At 48.6% G+C, this 16,092-nt stretch carries 17 protein-coding genes; 3 read left to right on the top strand and 14 right to left on the bottom strand.

Annotated features, from left to right (window positions below; translation table 11 throughout):
* The first annotated feature begins 9 nt into the window (after positions 1-9).
* Positions 10-1,242, top strand: a complete 1,233-nt coding sequence (locus tag J0X21_RS09135; protein ID WP_206811891.1) for a two-component system sensor histidine kinase NtrB — start codon at positions 10-12, stop codon at positions 1,240-1,242.
* On the opposite strand, the gene J0X21_RS09130 is transcribed toward J0X21_RS09135, so the two are convergent.
* The 5 genes from J0X21_RS09130 to J0X21_RS09110 all read right to left on the bottom strand — a co-directional run bounded on the left by J0X21_RS09130 (position 1,239) and on the right by J0X21_RS09110 (position 6,997).
* Entirely contained in the window at positions 1,239-2,492 is a 1,254-nt protein-coding gene (locus J0X21_RS09130) for a hypothetical protein (RefSeq protein WP_206811890.1), read from the bottom strand. The two genes, J0X21_RS09135 and J0X21_RS09130, sit on opposite strands and share 4 nt — an antisense overlap.
* Positions 2,493-2,659: 167 nt before the next feature.
* A complete protein-coding gene (nrfD, locus tag J0X21_RS09125; protein WP_206811889.1) occupies positions 2,660-3,577 on the bottom strand; it encodes an NrfD/PsrC family molybdoenzyme membrane anchor subunit in 918 nt (305 codons plus the stop codon).
* 2 nt (positions 3,578-3,579) lie between these two features.
* On the bottom strand, positions 3,580-4,140 hold the full coding sequence (locus J0X21_RS09120; protein ID WP_236006169.1) for a 4Fe-4S dicluster domain-containing protein: 561 nt from the start codon (positions 4,138-4,140) through the stop codon (positions 3,580-3,582).
* A gap of 5 nt (positions 4,141-4,145) precedes the next feature.
* Positions 4,146-4,712 (bottom strand): TorD/DmsD family molecular chaperone, encoded by a 567-nt coding sequence (locus tag J0X21_RS09115; protein ID WP_206811888.1) that lies wholly within the window; start codon positions 4,710-4,712, stop codon positions 4,146-4,148.
* 35 nt (positions 4,713-4,747) lie between these two features.
* Positions 4,748-6,997 (bottom strand): molybdopterin-dependent oxidoreductase, encoded by a 2,250-nt coding sequence (locus tag J0X21_RS09110; protein WP_206811887.1) that lies wholly within the window; start codon positions 6,995-6,997, stop codon positions 4,748-4,750.
* 277 nt (positions 6,998-7,274) lie between these two features.
* Between J0X21_RS09110 and J0X21_RS09105 the strand changes: the two genes are divergently transcribed.
* Positions 7,275-8,177 (top strand): selenium metabolism-associated LysR family transcriptional regulator, encoded by a 903-nt coding sequence (locus J0X21_RS09105; RefSeq protein ID WP_206811886.1) that lies wholly within the window; start codon positions 7,275-7,277, stop codon positions 8,175-8,177.
* Positions 8,178-8,371: 194 nt separating this feature from the next.
* Here J0X21_RS09105 and J0X21_RS09100 read toward each other — a convergent pair whose 3' ends face one another.
* From J0X21_RS09100 to J0X21_RS09060, 9 genes are all read right to left on the bottom strand, one after another.
* Positions 8,372-8,863, bottom strand: coding sequence for a YeeE/YedE thiosulfate transporter family protein (locus tag J0X21_RS09100; RefSeq protein ID WP_206811885.1), 492 nt, complete (start codon positions 8,861-8,863; stop codon positions 8,372-8,374).
* Between the two features lie 16 nt (positions 8,864-8,879).
* The gene (locus J0X21_RS09095) at positions 8,880-9,110 is read right to left on the bottom strand and encodes a sulfurtransferase TusA family protein (protein ID WP_206811884.1); all 231 of its coding nucleotides are present in this window, start codon (positions 9,108-9,110) and stop codon (positions 8,880-8,882) included.
* Positions 9,111-9,121: 11 nt separating this feature from the next.
* Positions 9,122-9,733: a YeeE/YedE thiosulfate transporter family protein gene (locus J0X21_RS09090; protein WP_328812618.1), complete on the bottom strand. Its 612-nt coding sequence runs from the start codon at positions 9,731-9,733 to the stop codon at positions 9,122-9,124.
* Positions 9,734-10,006: 273 nt separating this feature from the next.
* Positions 10,007-11,059: a DmpA family aminopeptidase gene (locus tag J0X21_RS09085; RefSeq protein WP_206811882.1), complete on the bottom strand. Its 1,053-nt coding sequence runs from the start codon at positions 11,057-11,059 to the stop codon at positions 10,007-10,009.
* 51 nt (positions 11,060-11,110) lie between these two features.
* Positions 11,111-11,857, bottom strand: a complete 747-nt coding sequence (locus tag J0X21_RS09080) for a hypothetical protein (protein ID WP_206811881.1) — start codon at positions 11,855-11,857, stop codon at positions 11,111-11,113.
* A gap of 153 nt (positions 11,858-12,010) precedes the next feature.
* Positions 12,011-12,793, bottom strand: coding sequence for an undecaprenyl-diphosphatase UppP (gene uppP / locus J0X21_RS09075; RefSeq protein WP_206811880.1), 783 nt, complete (start codon positions 12,791-12,793; stop codon positions 12,011-12,013).
* Between the two features lie 77 nt (positions 12,794-12,870).
* Positions 12,871-13,452, bottom strand: coding sequence for a TetR/AcrR family transcriptional regulator (locus J0X21_RS09070; protein ID WP_206811879.1), 582 nt, complete (start codon positions 13,450-13,452; stop codon positions 12,871-12,873).
* A 171-nt stretch (positions 13,453-13,623) separates the two neighbouring features.
* Positions 13,624-15,078: an IMP dehydrogenase gene (gene guaB / locus J0X21_RS09065; protein WP_206811878.1), complete on the bottom strand. Its 1,455-nt coding sequence runs from the start codon at positions 15,076-15,078 to the stop codon at positions 13,624-13,626.
* Positions 15,079-15,166: 88 nt separating this feature from the next.
* Positions 15,167-15,412 (bottom strand): helix-turn-helix domain-containing protein, encoded by a 246-nt coding sequence (locus J0X21_RS09060; protein ID WP_206811877.1) that lies wholly within the window; start codon positions 15,410-15,412, stop codon positions 15,167-15,169.
* Between the two features lie 168 nt (positions 15,413-15,580).
* On the opposite strand from J0X21_RS09060, the gene J0X21_RS09055 reads away from it, so the two are divergent.
* Entirely contained in the window at positions 15,581-16,090 is a 510-nt protein-coding gene (locus J0X21_RS09055) for an HD domain-containing protein (protein ID WP_206811876.1), read from the top strand.
* The last annotated feature ends 2 nt before the right edge of the window (positions 16,091-16,092 follow it).

Below are 16,092 nucleotides of genomic sequence, written 5' to 3'. Positions count from 1 at the left end.
GAATCTTTAGTGTTTTCCGTTTGGCATAAGCAATCACGCTTCCAAAAATTATTGGCCGGTCTATTTTTCTTGTCCCTGGTACTTACTCTCTTTTGCAGCTTTATCTACCCTTCAATAATCCTCATCCGGATTCTGACCACCTTTAATATCGCCCTGGCAATTACCGGCATTTTCATGTTTCTGAGGCTGGTTTCAGATGAACGTATAGTACACCAAAAACACATTCGTACTTTGCGCATCCTCTTGCAGCAAAACCTTCACCAAACTGTGGATTACTCGAGAGAAGCGATTATTATCGTTAACCGCAACGGCAACATCATTGAAGCCAGTCCAAAAGCAACCGAGCTGCTGGCATCCAGTCATTTAGCCTTAAGCGGTGTACCGATTCAGTATATCATAAAAGATTACCCCAGTGACCTAGAGTCTGCTAATGGAGAATTTGTGCTTAAACTGAGCCAAGGAGGGGAGCGCTTCATCCAATATGTTAAGCACCCTCTCCTTGATCATGATGTTCCATCAGGAACCTTGCTCGTACTCTGCGATGTTTCCGAGGAGAAAAAACAATTTGAATCCTATTTACAAGCGGCCAAGTTTTCCGTAATCGCCCAACTGGCCGGAGGATTGGCCCACGAGCTACGCAATCCCCTCACGACCATCAAAGGTTTCGTCCAACTGGCCGGGCCCGACCAATGGCCTGTATCCCTGCGTTCTTATCACCAGCTTATTTTGGATGAAATCGAAACCACTGACCGGCTGCTGACTCAGTTTGTTTTACTAACTAATCCGTCGGCTCCCCAGCTCAAACCGCTTAATCCTGACGATCTGGTTTATTCCGCAGTCCAAATTCTCAAGCCCACCTGTTTGATGCAAGAAGTCTCACTTATCCTCGATCTGCCGTCCCATACCCCTGAGGTCATGGGAGATGAAAAACAACTGACGCATACCATCCTGTCCATCATCCAGAATGCCATTGAATCCTCACAGCCGGGTCAGAGCATTAAGATTAGCCTTACTTCCAATATGGACAAAATCAAACTGGGAGTTGAAGATTCCGGAAGCGGTATTGCGGAAGATATCCTTAAAAGAGTGTTTGACCCTTTCTTTACTACGCGCAAGGGGAAAACAGGTCTTGGCCTCACCATCGCCCAGCAGATTGTCCTGGCTCATCACGGAGAGCTTACCCTAAGCCGACCGCCAAGCGGTCAGGGTACCCTGGTCACCCTGACTTTACCCATCCTTTAGAAAATCATAGATAAATCGACTGCCTGATTTCCGTCCTCCCCGTTCGCGATCGCAACTTCTTCGAAACCGGTGTTCTCCCAATCTTCCCGGGCGCTCCAGATCGGAAACTGCATGGGCTGTTTCAGCCAACAGTGCCAGCGCTTAAGCTCTTCTACCAGGGAGGGGAGAGTCAGCCAATGCACCCTTCCATCCCAATTAAGTTTTTGTCCTTTGGCCCCTTTTGCAGTCCAAAGGAGGCGGCTTCTTTCAAGAACACTGGTCAGTAAGATGCTTTTACCGGCTTCAGCCAGAGGGCGCTCCCAAATCGGACAGATTACATTCAACCGGTCCTCCTGTTCAAAATAATACCATTGTCCAAGATCACTGATCCAGCTCTCCCCCCGGTCGCGGGCCATCCAGGGCCACGTCCAGGGGCTGCCCCACTGGGTCTGTATCACCCCGGTTCCGGACCGAAGGATTAAAACCAGCCGGTCACGCTGGCGCAGCCCCCCCTCACGTTCCATCCTTTCCAAGTAAGCGAGCATCTCCTCAATGGCATGGCAAAACTCCGGATCAATGCTGTCGTCCACATTGACCCAGCCTGCCTTCTGCCAGGAGTTAGCCAATTCCTGGCTGCGCTCCCAACGGGTTTTAGTATTGAGTTCAAACTTTTTCCCTTTGCGCCGTACTTCAGCGATTTCCGTGTTTCCCCAGACTAAAGAGATATGTTGAGACCGGATATCGGCCCGGATACGTCTTGAACCCAGGCTTGTAAAATAGTCTTTAACCACGGCCAGTTGCTGGCGCGCGACCGGATTGAGGGTCCGCGCCCATTTATTCCAATCCGGGCGTTCTTCCCCCAGCTGCTCACGGATGACGGAGGCGTGCATATTCCCTTCCGGAATAAGGTAGAGGCTTGGGCGCAAACGTTCGCGCCAGTATACGGCCCGCACACTGATATTTCCGGAAATCTTCGAGAGAACGTGTAAAAAGGGAGGGGAAAAATCCGGGGCTACGAAATAAACAATGGTCTTGGCCCCATTGCTTAGGCGCTGGCCATAACAAATTCCGGAGAGCAAAAAATCCTCTTCCCGAGGAATGGAGTTGCTGGCAATAATACCAACCCTTAATGCGGTTTCTCCGCCCATATAAAAGGAAAACTGGCTTGGTAAACGCCAGGCTTTGCGCTTTTCTTCCGGACATTCCTGCCAGTTATGGGCGACGAATACCTCTGCATGATTATCCCATACCTTGTTCCAATCGGTAGCCACAGTCATCCTCCCTTAGCGTTTCTACATAACATGTTTACGCGCCAAGGGGCGATAAAATGCCTTTGACTTCTAAAATGCCTTACGGGCAAAAAAAGAAGCTGTCTCCCTGAGAAGCAGCTTCTTTTTTCTAACCTTTTTGTCTTAAAAAACTCAGTGGGTAGTTTCCTTTACTTAAAGAGTTGTCCGGAATACACCACAAAGTATCTCAGACACAACCCGCCAATGACAACCATACCGCAGACCGGAAGCACCAGGTTTTTATGGGTTGAGACACCATAGATGGCGAGGACCAATGGAAGCAAGAGTCCAACCACAACCACACCCAGCCAGAACAGGGTAGCCATTCCTCCGCTGAAGAAAGCGGCTTTGACAGAAGTATAGAGAATGGCTAAGAGGATAATTTCAATGGCTAAGAGTACAATATCCGCTTTCTTATAGGCCGTTAAATCACTGCAATCCACTGCTCCGATCAGGGTAGCCGCTAATCCCGCAGAAATAGCCGATACTAGGAACAAAATCGGCAGAAAGGGTATTCCCTCAATGCCGAGGAAATTAACATGCCAGAGTCCGTTGGTCGTTACAGCGGACAGTAAGAATCCGGTATAGGTCGCCGTCCCGAGAGCAGACAAGCTGCCGAGGAGTGCTACCGGTTTGCGCAAGACCTGCATTCCAGTGGCTTTGGCCGCCGCCATTTCTTGTCCGGCCAAGGTAATTTTAATTCTCTTTTCAGCAGCAGCGGCCATCCATACCAAATACGCATACACGACTGCAAAAGCTGTAAAGATGGAGATGATGAAGACCCCGATAGACATGACGGAGTGGAAGTTTACGTAAAGGAGGAGCTTCCAGAAGCTAAACGGTTTACCAAGGTCTACGACCAGCATGGCCAGACCGATAATAATCGCCACCGGGGCAATATAAGCTCCGGCCCGGATCACTTTGAGCTGACGGTTTTTGCTGAATAGGTCGGTGAGCGCAGCGGTAAGAAAAGCACCCCCGGCCACTCCGGCCAGGAAGAGATAAAAGGCAATAATTCCTCCCCAAGCGATTTCATGAGAAGCTAACGCACCCCAAGTAATATCCATTTTTACTTCACCCCTTCATAAATGTAATAGACATTCGGGTGAGTGCCAAACTCCGGCTTCCGCACCTCGGCTTTGTATTTGTCCAGAAGTTTTTTAACATCGCTGTTGGGATCGTTCAAATCGCCGAAGGAAAGGGCACCGCCGACACAGGTGGAAACACAAGCCGGCTTCTCCCCTTGGGAGACTCTGTGCTCGTAGCAGAAACTGCATTTATCCGCTGCCCCGGTTTCTTCATTGATAAAACGCGCGTCATAGGGGCAAGCCGTCATACAGTATTTACAGCCGACACATTTGTTACTGTCGACCAAGACCACGCCATCCTCATTGTGATAAGAGGCCTTAGTCGGGCACACGGCCACGCAAGGAGCATTTTTACACATTTGGCAAGCTTCTTTTTCAAAATAAAGTTTGACATTCGGGTAGGTTCCCGTAGGTCCCACCGCCGGAGATTTTGTCCGGTACTGTCCTTCCGGCACTTCATTTTGGAACTTGCAGGCAACTGTACAGGCTTGGCAGCCGATACACTTGCTTGCTTGTATGACCATGACATATTGTTTTGCCAAGGAAGTCACCCTCTCTCTTCAGAATGAATTTGCCAGTCTTGAAGAATCGCTGCCGCCGCTGCATACACGGGACGGCCAGAATTTCGGATCAGCGGCAAGATCACGCTTAAAAAAGGAAGCAAATGCACTTTCTTAAACTCTGCCAAGTATTCCTCTTGTCCATCGCGGGCCAGCAAAGCCGCAAACTCCAATTCCACGGCTAAGTGGTCCGGCAATTCTCCGTTACTTTCGATGGCATAGCCGGCCTTTTCATAAAATGACTTAACGGCCATGCTTTCTGTCCCTAAGACCTGCTTTTCACGGTTCAGGTGGACGGATGCGTAAGGAGAAGCCTCAACCTTGCCGGTCTCAAACAAAGGAATATAATGTTCCCATAAGGTATTGAGCCTTTTTTCCCCGGCTGGATGCTTGCGGCAGAAATCCTCCAAAACTTGCACCTGGGTCCTTGAGGCAGGGATTTCCTCGGCCCACAGTTCGATCAATTCTTCGAGGTGATCCGAAATTTCCGGACGCGGACGCTGAAAGATCGCTGCAAAGGCCAAGTATAATTCTGCTTTGGCATTCTGTTCCATGTTCCTGCCTCCTTTCAAAGTCTGTCGATAGGTTGTTATGCTTTGCGCACTGTCACAAAAGTAGTGGACGTGACCACATTGCCGGACTCACCGATCTCATTTTTGATGAGCTTATTGTCATTGATTCCCTTGTTATAAGCGCGTTTCAACTCAGGAGAAATCCGGCCGAAGCCATGATAGGCAAATACGGTGTCCGGTCGAATCCCCTCGGTGACTTTCGCCTTGCCCTTATGCTCGTACTGTCCGGAGGAGATGATAATATCATCCCCGTCTTTCACTCCGAGTTTAGCAGCGCTCTGGGTGTTGATCCATAATGAGTTTTGCGGCATCAGTTCATTAAGAACCGGCACATTATGCGTGCCAGCGTTGGTGTGAACCGCGACTTTTCCTTGCACGAAGCGGAATTTCCCTTCTTCCGGCTGCGGATACTGCTTATACTTGGGAATTCCTTCGCCTTTGACCGCTTCCTCAATCTCATGGGAGAAGATTGCAATCTTGCCATTAGGAGCGTTGGTCGGGGGAGCCGGAGCTTTAGGATCATTTCCGCGCATAAAAAATGGTTTCATACCGGCCGGACTCCAGAAGCCTTTTTCTTTCAATTGATCCAGCGTTAGCCCGGCTGGCTGCAGTTGTCTAGTGAGGAATTCTTCCATATCTTTGAAACTAAAGAAATCTCCAATCCCTATTTTTTCGCCCAGTTCTTTATAAATCTGCCACCCCGGCTTAGTATCAGCATAGACCAAAGGCACCGCAGGCTGGCGCAACTGCAGTTTGGGTACGAGTCCGGACTGGTCAATGATTGGTTCATAACGTTCGAGATAGGTGCACTCAGGGAGAACCACATCCGCGAAATAGGCGGCATCAGTCATATACACGTCACATACCACCAAGAGATCGAGTTTCTTTAATGCTTCGATTAATCGATCACTTTCCGGCATGCTGATCACCGGGTTAAAACGGTGAACAAACCAGCCTTTGACCGGATAAGGTTTGCCTGTTAGAATACTCTCTGTGATCTGCCCGACCGCTCCATCCACCGGCGGAATAAGCTGACCCGGAGTTCCTTTGACGCCGGCGCCGTCAATCCGTCCTTTAGCAGGCTTAGGAGCAGCAGGCTGAGGACCGAACCCGCCTCCGGTCGGTTTAGCATATCCGGACTGGTCCGGGAAAGCGGCCAGGACCCCGGCACCTTTCTTCTGATAATATCCTCCGGGAACTTCCCAGTTCCCAATCATCATATTAACGATCATAATTGCGCGGCGCAGCTGATAATCATTGGGCGTCCAAGGGGTGCGCCAGCCGTATTCAATTAAGGCATTGGGTCTGGCAGCCGCAAAGCCGCGAGCGATTTCGACAATCTTATCCTTCGGAATGCCGGTTTCCTTCTCGGCCCACTCCGGAGTCGTATCTTTAACAGCCTCAACCCATTGATCAAATCCTTCGGTATATTGATCCAGAAATTCTTTATCATAGAGGTTTTCTTTAATCATGACATTGGCCAGGGCCATCACAAAGGCCAGATCAGTAGCACCCTTAATCGGAATCCATTCTCCCTTGGCCGCAGTGACACTAAAGCGCGGATCTAAGACCACTAACTTTGCCCCATTGGCAACCGCCTTCATAACCCCTTTAACCATGGGCACATGGATCCCTTCAAAGAAGTTCCGACCCATCGTAATGATATACTTGGCATTGCCATAATCCGCTCCGATATACGGATTGCCAAAGGTTCCCTCTAAGGCGGTTGTCCGGCTCATCGGGCAGGTTGCTTCATGAGAAAAGGTATTCGGGCTTCCGATCGCCCGGGCAATCAGGCGGAAAAACTGGTCCTGAGGATTAACCCGGCTGGCAAAGGCAATAGTCTCCGCACCATAATCTTTTTGAATCGTTTTGACCTTGTCAGCAATGTGCGCATAGGCTTCATCCCAGCTGACTTCTTTAAACTTACCGCTCCCCCTATCCCCGGTGCGAATCATGGGTTTTTTGATCCGCTGCGGATCATAGAGCAGGGACGGGCCCGCATTACCGCGGGCACAAATGGTGCCTGCTGTGGCTCCATCGTGAGGATTGCCTTCGACCTTGACTACTTTGTCATTTTTCACTTTCACGGCAACCGTACAACGACTGGTACACATTTCACAGGTGGAAAACACCGTTTTCGCTTCTTCCTTAGCTGCTGCAACAGCTTGAGGAGCAAGCTTTGTGAATGTGCCAAACCCTCCCAGAGCAACCATCGTTCCCCCGGTCCCGTAAAGCACTCCCTTTAAGAACTGTCTCCGTTTCATACAAATCCCTCCTATTTCACGCGGAGTACTTAACTTAAAGATATAGAAACTAAATTATTGAGAATATTATCTCATTCACTTAATTCGACAATCTGGCTTTTTCCCCTGCTTACTCTATATTGCAGATGTTTATGTGAGCATAAGCACAAATTATAAAAGTTATATCCATTGCTGTCAAATAAATCCACAGTAGTGAAAAGAAGTACTTATAATGTTCTAATAATGTTTGAATTTTAAGCCCGTGGGCTTTACAATGAAAGAAGAGAGGTGAACTTTTTTGGACAGTTATCAACTCAAAATTTTTTGCATGGTCACAAAGCTCCAAAGCTTTTCCAAAGCCGCTAAGATGCTCCATATGAGTCAACCGGCGGTTAGTACCCACATCAAGAACCTGGAAGAATATTACCAGGGACAACTGTTTGAACGCACACCCCACGGTGTTACCCTGACGAATGCCGGTGAGGTTTTTTATAACTATGCGCAAAAAATCCTAGAACTGCAAGATTTGATGGAACAGGAATTGGAAAAAGTGCTGCAGCGGGAAAGCAATCAGATAATCGTCGGCGCCAGTACGACAATTGGCAACGTCTCCCTTCCCTGTTCAATCTATTTATTTAAAGAAGAATACGCAGAAGTGAATATCCGGCTTGATATCGCCAATTCGGAAGAGGTTTTACGGCGGTTGATGGCCGGTGAAGTCGACATCGGAGTGATCGAAGGAGATATTGAGCCCCAGGATATCAATGCCATTCCGGTGACCACGGATGAACTGGTCTTAATTCTCCCGCCCAATCACCCCCACTCCGGAGATACGATGTCCATTGCGGAGTTTATCAAACATCCGCTAATCCTGCGGGAAGACGGTTCAGGCACGCGCAAGATTCTCTCTGCCGCCTTAGAGCGACACGGCAACTCTGTGAACGATCTTCGCGTGATCACAGAGATGACCACGATTGATGCCATTAAATCCGCGGTCGAAGCCGGCTTAGGCGGAGCGGTTGTCCCGCGCCTGGCCGTACGCAAAGAAGCCTACCTGGGAACCCTTAAAGTCTTAACCATCGAAGAGCTGCCCATGCCCCTGACCTTTAATATCATTTACCCTGTGAATAAACCGCTTTCCACTGCCACCAAGCGTTTCATCAACTTTCTCGCCGATCCGGATGAACGCTTCCTCTGCTAAATATTTAATCTTCCTCAATAAACATTATAGTTAGACTAACTTGAAAATTTCTCACTCGGACAAGCCGAGACCTATTATACTTACTAATAGCTCTAGAACTTCGTAAGTATAAGGAGATTAGTCAGAATTCAGGAGTCATTCTTCAGAATGCCTTCCGAAGAATGAGCGGCTCCTGACTCCTGACCACTTTGAAACTAGAGCAAATACTTCACCAGCAGTTTCGACCCGATCCAGGCCCCGATAATAACGGCCGCTGCGAAAATCCAACCGGTTAAAGAGCTCGAGGCAATTCCGTTTAATAGTCCTCCAATATTACAGCCATAGGCAATACGTGCCCCATAGCCCATCAGCACTCCGCCGGCAAGGGCTGAGACGACGAATTTACGGTGCCTGATTGGCCGGAAACGGGCTTGAGAAGCAGCCAGAGTCGACCAGAAAGCACCCAAAATCACACCCAGGTTGAGATAGGTGCCACTGGATTGAAGAAGCATTAAACCACTGATATTACGAGTGCTGATTAAGCCGATTTTTCCTCCCATCCATTCGGACCAGGCTTCCAGATTAGAACTAACCCCCCAGGGCTGTTGTCTGACAATCAGCACTAAAATATTCAGGACGGCCAGTACAATGGCTCCGACCCAATATGGCCACGGTCCGCGCCAAAAAACGCTCGAAATTTTTGCCATTTCACCCACACCTTTATTAATCATGTGTTTTCGTGAGTTCAAGGTGCCAGATTCCGTTAGCCACTTCCTGTTCAGTAATTTCATAAGCACGATCTTTGGCCCAGACTACGATCGCACGGGATGTACAACTATGCTCTGTCTCCAGAACCAGAATATCTCCGATATTCATACCCTTCAATTTCTTTTGGGCTTTGAGCAAGGGTATCGGGCACATTTCACCCCAAATATCCAGTTGAAATCGAGCCATCCTTATGCCACCTACTCTCCAACTTGTTTCCTTTGCCACCAACGGGCCAACATCCACAAGCCGAATAACGCTCCGAACTCAAGGATTAACGTCCCGAACCATCCTAATTTATCCGGCAGAAAAATCCCCGGCCACTCTCCAAAAACAAAACGCCAGTGGGCAACCGTTAACTTGCCTAGCAAGGCACCGATTAAGAGGCCGCCCAAGGCCAGCATTTGCATCCCAAACCCTTCTCCGATACGCATGAGCACTCCGGAGGCACAGCCCCCGGCTAAGACCATTCCGATTCCGAACAGCACTCCTCCAACCAAGGTGTGAACTCCCAGGGGAAAAACATTCAGGGAATATGAAATACCCCTTGCTTCCCCGACCCAGACGATTAAGGTAAAACCGGCAATACTCAAGGCAATTAAGAGAATTAAAGCCTGAGTAAGGTGGGTCATACCGACCAGCAGCGGATCACGTACGGCCGAGGTAAAGCAAAAGCGCGACTTTTGCATGACAAATCCCAACCCGGTCCCAAGCCCCAAGATCAGTGCCGATTTAGGACTTAACTGAGCGACTAAGATAAACAACAGAAGCATAAAGAGAGTGAACCCAATATTAAGCTTACGCTGTGACACGACGGCCACCCCCTCATAAAGGAAACTTACTTCAGATGGGATTTTAACCCCGATCATCCGTGAAGGATGATCGCACTTGTTATCTGAAGTTTAGTTGAACTTATCCAAGGGCTTAGCGCCACTTATCTCCCACTTATCAAGTGGGAGTCTAGTGGCGGTTAGCCATCGGATAAATAATAATTTTCACATAGTAAGGATATCCTAGTTAAACCGGAACTGTCAATATACAATTTACAACAATAAAGGCCTGTCAAACTGACTATTGACTATTGACTATTGACTCCTGACTACTGACTCCTGAATACTCTGATACGGTAACGCCAGCCGGATATGGCCGTCACGGCCTTCCATCGTCTCTGCCAAAAACAAACTGTTCCAAATGCTCTCCGCACTGGCTTCCACTGCGGCCTGGAAATAAACATCCAACTCCCAATCCGATAATCTCTCTTTTTTACTTAAATCACAGTTGCTTACCATCAGGCAAAATTCCCCGCTTCCCGTTCTGGAAAGACCTCCGGTGCGCGCCATTCCCAAAAAGGCACGGCGCGCAACCTTTTCCAGCTGCGGGCTTGAGAGAGGGGCATTGGTCATACCGATGAGAATAAGCGATCCCGGAACGATTCCCCGGGCTTCTAGTTGTAAGCTTTTGCCTATAGGACTACCTGAGATCAGCAGATCTTCTAATAAACCGAAGTTAGCCAAAGCCAAGATACCCAAGACATAACCCCGCTTCGCATCCACTACCCGGGATGCGCTTCCAATCCCACCTTTAAGCTGGAAGCAAGACATTCCGACCCCAGCGCCCACATTTCCCTGCTGAACCGGGCCACTCGACGCTCTTTGCAGAGCTAAAATCGCATCCGATGGGCGCACATGACGGCCACGGATATCATTAAGATAAGAATCATCACACTCAAACACCAATATATTTGGCGTCCGGGCATCATTGCCAATCTCCGGGTTTAAGCGCAATAAATAGGTAATCGTTCCATTTGCCACATCAGAAACACTTAAGGGATTGGTTAAGAGAACCGGTGAATTAATCACACCAGTTTCTTTAATAAACGGAACGCCGACCGACTTGCCATACCCGTTAAATACCTCAATTCCAGCCCGGCAGGGTTGGCGATAAAGGTTTCCGCCATGGGGCAAAATCGCTGTAACCCCGGTGCGCACCGGCCCTTGGCCCGGGACCAGCTTGCCGTAGCCACGGATTAAAGAGACGTGTCCCACGGCCACCCCCGGAACATCCGTTACGTCGTTATGCAGACCCGGCGGAAGTTCCCCCAACCATAAGCCCAATTCTCTGGCACTTTTCCGCTTCATAAAAAAACCTCCTGCTGCCACTTTATTAGGCACAGGAGGAAACTATGTTTCCTAAGCGCAAACTTTAAGCAGGCGGCTCATTAGAGCAACCATCATCAAGGCCATCGGATAGGCCCGTTCTTCCACCGTATAATCATATTTATAATTCCGCCGCAGAATGATCACATCGACTTCTTCTTTTAAGTTTTTCGATATCACTTTTCGATCTGTAAGAATTTTAATCTTGTCCTGAAGATTGCGGTTATCCCGGGCAATTCCCTGCTGACCCAGTAGATAATCAATGACCTGCTCGATCACTGTTTCCAACCGAAGTACGAATTCCGCATATTTCCCTTGTTGCAGAAGGTCGTATGCCTCCTGCAATGGCTCCGTCAGCTCGGACGGCAAAGATTTATTATTCACGATTCTTTCCATTTTCTTAAAACAAGGACAAGTTGCCTCGCATAGAGTCGGTAAATCTCTGGTGAGCGCCGGTTCAATCACATGACGTGTTGGCAAGGAGTCGAGTGCTGCCTTAATGAGATTTTCGGCATCCCTGTCGGAATCCCCCCGGAAAATCCAGCGGCTTTTCCCCAGCTTTTTCACTTTTGCCTCTTCCGGGCTTAAGATTCTTAAACCCGGACTCTCGGGTACCGGTACACAAAACTGCAGATGCCAGCCAAACCTCCTCTCCACTAACTTAAAAATCTTGTCTGAACCGTGATAAAATACAACTCCATCCCGCACCGGACAACTACTGAGCGACCGACCTACCCATTGGTAAACCTTTTCCACAGTCTCGTCGAAAAAATTGTCCATGGCTTCTCTCTTCTCCCCCTTAAATAAAAACCCTCCATTTATCATCCTCTGCTTAGAGATTTCGCTTTCTCACTCAGGTATTCCTTCTTTTTTCGGCTAAGATTCTTCCACAAGATTAATAATTTTGTTAACTGTTAATTAACTAGTAGTTAACTATGCACGGAAAAAGGCTAATATGATTACCACAAGACCCAGCAGAAACCGGTATCCCACAAAAATCTTAAAGTTGCTTCGTCTTAAATACTGAAGCAAAAAGGAGATACTTAAAATCCCGACGGCAAAAGAGGACAGAACTCCCACCACAAAGGGCAAATTGATCGCATCCAGGGTCAAATGTCTCAGTTTCAAGACGCCGGCGCCAAAAACAATCGGGGTAGACATTAAAAACGAAAATTTGGCCGCATCTTCCCGGTTCAAAGATAAAAGCCGGGCCGCAGTCATAGTGCTTCCGGAGCGGGAGACTCCCGGTATAATCGCCAAAGCCTGAGACAGCCCGATCCACATGGCATCCGAAAATCTCATGGTTTCAAGTTCACGCGCCTGGGGTCTACGGTCAGCGAGGTATAGAATGATCCCCATAAGAATCAGCATGGTTCCGATTAACAAAGGAGCACGGAAGACCGTTTCAGCATAATTTTCGAGTGCAAATCCAATCAGCGCCCCGGGAACGGTGGCTGCAATCAAATACCAAAAAAGGCGTTTTTCCCGGGAAGGGCCAGGGGTGATTGCACCTTTAAGTAATTTAAGCCAGTCATGCCAAAAGTAAATAACCACAGCAAGTAACGTTCCAACGTGCAGGGCAACATCAAACGTTAAGCCATGGTCGGCCCAACCAAAAAGCCAGGGAATCAAAACCAGATGGGCTGAGCTTGAAATCGGTAAAAATTCCCCCAAACCTTGGACAATTCCTAAAATAAGCGCTTGAAAAACAGTCATTATTTCCACCTCCACGGATATTGCAATCAAATCACATGTTAAAACTATATCACATACTCGGTGGAAATAAAACTGATTTATGCTTGTTCCTGGGTGCGAGCCAGCCCATCCATAAAGACGGCCAGAACATGCTTCATCTCTTGGTGCAAATCCCCTTGCCGGGACACATACCAGCTGATAAAGTGTTGAAGCATCATTCCTTCAAGGGTTTCGGCCAAAAAACCGGGGTCATAGCCCGGAGTTATCTCCCCGCTTCTCTGGCCCAGGGAAATAATGGCCTGCAGCCCATAATGGAGATTCATATCCTGAGCCGACATTTCCCGGTTTCGAACCGCCACCCAAGCCAGTTCCCGGTCTGCAACCATAAAATCAGCCCACTCTTTTAGAAATTCTTCCAGGCGCTCTCTGCTGGAATAACCCTGGTGCGAGCGCCTCCTGTCAATTAATTCGCGGTGCGCCTGCCGGGTAAATTCCAAAACAACCGCTTCTTTGGATGCAAAGTAATTGTAAAAAGTGCCTTTCCCGACATCCGCCTTCTGGGTGATATGCTCAATTGAAGTAGCATCAAACCCATAGGTTCGAAATAGCTGCATTGCGGTGGCAAACAACTTTTCATACGTTTCCTTTTTTTTACGTTCGCGCCGTGACAACTCCGACATAGCAAGAACCCTCCTTTATTCTTCTTGATTTTGATAGTATTATTCTCCAGAATTGTGGTATTTCCTTCCATATTATCCTTCTGTTTGAAGAAAAAATGAAGAGAGCAAAACCTGATTTAGGGTTTGCTCTCTTCATTAAAAGTGTAGCTGATAAAAATTAATGTTGAAATATTAAAGGCTGTAGTTAGGGGATTCTTTTGTAATCGTCACATCATGAGGATGGCTTTCACGGAGACCGGCTGCGGTCATTTGGATGAATTGGGTCTCGGTGCGCAGGGCTTCAATATTACGGGTACCGCAATAACCCATGCCTGCACGCAGTCCGCCAATCATCTGGTAGACCGTCTCAGCCAGGGAACCTTTATACGGAACCCTACCTTCAATTCCTTCCGGAACCAGTTTTTGATCTTGTTCTTGGAAGTAGCGGTCTCTGCTCCCTTCCTTCATGGCTCCAATAGAACCCATACCCCGGTAAACCTTAAAGCTGCGGCCTTGATAAATCTCAATATCTCCCGGGCTTTCTTCCGTTCCGGCAAACAGGCTGCCGATCATCACGACTTTGGCCCCAGCGGCCAGAGCTTTCACAATATCGCCGGAGAATTTGATTCCGCCATCGGCAATAACCGGAATGCCATGCTTATCAGCTTCCTCGGCACAATCAAAAATGGCGGTAATCTGAGGAACACCGATCCCTGCCACAACCCGGGTGGTGCAGATGGACCCCGGCCCGATTCCGACCTTAACCGCATCGGCACCCGCCTCAATTAAGTCCCGGGTCGCTTGGGCGGTGGCCACATTTCCGGCGATGAGCGCAGTATCCCGGAAGCGCCAACGCAGCTCTTCCACGGCTTTAAGCACTCCCATGGAATGTCCGTGAGCCGTATCCACTACAATCGCGTCCACCCCGGCTTTAACAAGGGCTTCCGCGCGGGCCACAGTATCGGCCGTGACACCGACGGCCGCCGCAACCCGTAAACGACCACGTTCATCTTTGGCTGAATTCGGATATTGCCGGGCTTTTTCAATATCTTTAATGGTAATCAATCCTTTAAGAAAACCGTTGGCATCCACAATCGGAAGTTTCTCAATCCGGTGATGGGCCAAGATTTCTTTGGCATGCTCTAAAGTGGTTCCAACCGGCGCCGTCACCAGATTGTCCTTGGTCATCACTTCCCCGATGGCCCGGGAATAATCCTTCTCAAAACGCAGGTCGCGGTTGGTTAGAATTCCGACCAGCTTGCCCTCAACGGTGATTGGGACACCGGAGATGCGGTAGCGGGCCATCAAATTGAGTGCATCCTGAACTTTATCCGTTGGATGAAGAAAAATGGGGTCAGTTATAACCCCATGCTCAGAGCGTTTGACTTTATCCACTTCCAACGCTTGCTGCTCAATGGTCATATTTTTATGAATAACCCCGATACCACCTTCACGGGCTATTGCAATGGCCATACGGGAATCCGTAACCGTATCCATACCGGCACTCATCAGGGGAATATTAAGCTTAATTTTTTGCGTGAGATAAGTACTTACATCCACATCCCTGGGCAATAATTCTGATTTTGCCGGAATCAAAAGCACATCATCAAAAGTCAGACCCTGTTTCACAATACGTGCGGAACTCATGACAAACCCCTTTCCCAATGGTTTTCTAATTAGTATAACAGATTATCTTGTCAGATAGTAGGGGTATTTGGAAGATAATTATTCGAACTTAATGACCCATTATATTGTTTAACCCGATTTCCGATTCAAAATGATCACGGAGATGGCGTATAGTCCCTTCCGGAACGGAAAATTCCCGCGCAATCTCCATATCTGATTTATTGAGACGCAAACCCTCAATCAGCGCATCATAGTCCACCCCTACCTCTGACGCCTTCTCTTTTAAGCTTGAATCTACGCTCCAGGGAGCAAAATCAAAATAAGACTGATTGTCTCCATCCTTGTCGCGAATCATAGATTTCCATCCTCCTTTTTATAGAAAACTTGCCTTTCTGAATAACCAGGCTTATCCAGCTTTGCGCTTAGATTTCCCCGTTTGCGGCCAAAGCATCCAAATCTTCAATCGACCTTGATTAACTAAGCCGAATCCAGGTATGATGTAAGGGGTGGAGGAGGGGGTCCTTTGTTCTACCGGATAGGTCAATTTATCAAAGCACTTTTTCCAATGATAAGCACGGCGGAGCTACACTGGGTTAAGCAAACCTTGCCCCCTCGAGCCTTTCAACTTTTCTTACACCAGGATCGGGGAGTACAGCGCCATGCTTTAGATGTGGCTCACAAACTGAACCGCTCGCTCCTAATCTCCGGGGAATTATCTCCGGTTGAAACCAATACGCTCATGATCGCGGCCCTTTTGCATGATTGCGGCAAATCCTCGGTCAGAGTCAGAATCTGGCACCGGGTTTTCATCGTTTTAAGCCAAGGCCTGCCACTCTCATGGCAACACCGGCTCGAACGTAAACATTCCGTGCTTTCCTTCCCCTTTCGCATTGCCAGAGAGCATGCCCTCTGGGGAGACCGTCTTGCCCGGCAAGCCGGTGTGGCTCCGGAAGTATGCCGCCTCATCGCAGAACATCATCATCCGACTACACGGCTTGGCCAGTTGCTCAAGGAGGCGGATGAGCTTTGTTAAGG

The sequence above is a fragment of the Paradesulfitobacterium ferrireducens genome, from assembly GCF_017310645.1.
GTDB lineage: Bacteria > Bacillota > Desulfitobacteriia > Desulfitobacteriales > Desulfitobacteriaceae > Paradesulfitobacterium > Paradesulfitobacterium ferrireducens.
The sequence above is the reverse complement of the archived record's forward strand: the minus strand, read 5'-3'. Positions and strand labels throughout refer to the sequence as shown.

Excerpts from the sequence above, each read along its gene's own strand:
- nrfD (WP_206811889.1), bottom strand. The coding sequence starts at position 3,577 with ATGGATATTACTTGGGGTGCGTTAGCTTCTCATGAAATCGCTTGGGGA.
- J0X21_RS09095 (WP_206811884.1), bottom strand. The coding sequence starts at position 9,110 with ATGGCTCGATTTCAACTGGATATTTGGGGTGAAATGTGCCCGATACCC.
- J0X21_RS09080 (WP_206811881.1), bottom strand. The coding sequence starts at position 11,857 with ATGGACAATTTTTTCGACGAGACTGTGGAAAAGGTTTACCAATGGGTA.
- J0X21_RS09060 (WP_206811877.1), bottom strand. The coding sequence starts at position 15,412 with ATGATTCGCGACAAGGATGGAGACAATCAGTCTTATTTTGATTTTGCT.
- J0X21_RS09100 (WP_206811885.1), bottom strand. The coding sequence starts at position 8,863 with ATGGCAAAAATTTCGAGCGTTTTTTGGCGCGGACCGTGGCCATATTGG.
- guaB (WP_206811878.1), bottom strand. The coding sequence starts at position 15,078 with ATGAGTTCCGCACGTATTGTGAAACAGGGTCTGACTTTTGATGATGTG.
- J0X21_RS09070 (WP_206811879.1), bottom strand. The coding sequence starts at position 13,452 with ATGTCGGAGTTGTCACGGCGCGAACGTAAAAAAAAGGAAACGTATGAA.
- J0X21_RS09085 (WP_206811882.1), bottom strand. The coding sequence starts at position 11,059 with ATGAAGCGGAAAAGTGCCAGAGAATTGGGCTTATGGTTGGGGGAACTT.
- J0X21_RS09115 (WP_206811888.1), bottom strand. The coding sequence starts at position 4,712 with ATGGAACAGAATGCCAAAGCAGAATTATACTTGGCCTTTGCAGCGATC.
- J0X21_RS09110 (WP_206811887.1), bottom strand. The coding sequence starts at position 6,997 with ATGAAACGGAGACAGTTCTTAAAGGGAGTGCTTTACGGGACCGGGGGA.
- uppP (WP_206811880.1), bottom strand. The coding sequence starts at position 12,793 with ATGACTGTTTTTCAAGCGCTTATTTTAGGAATTGTCCAAGGTTTGGGG.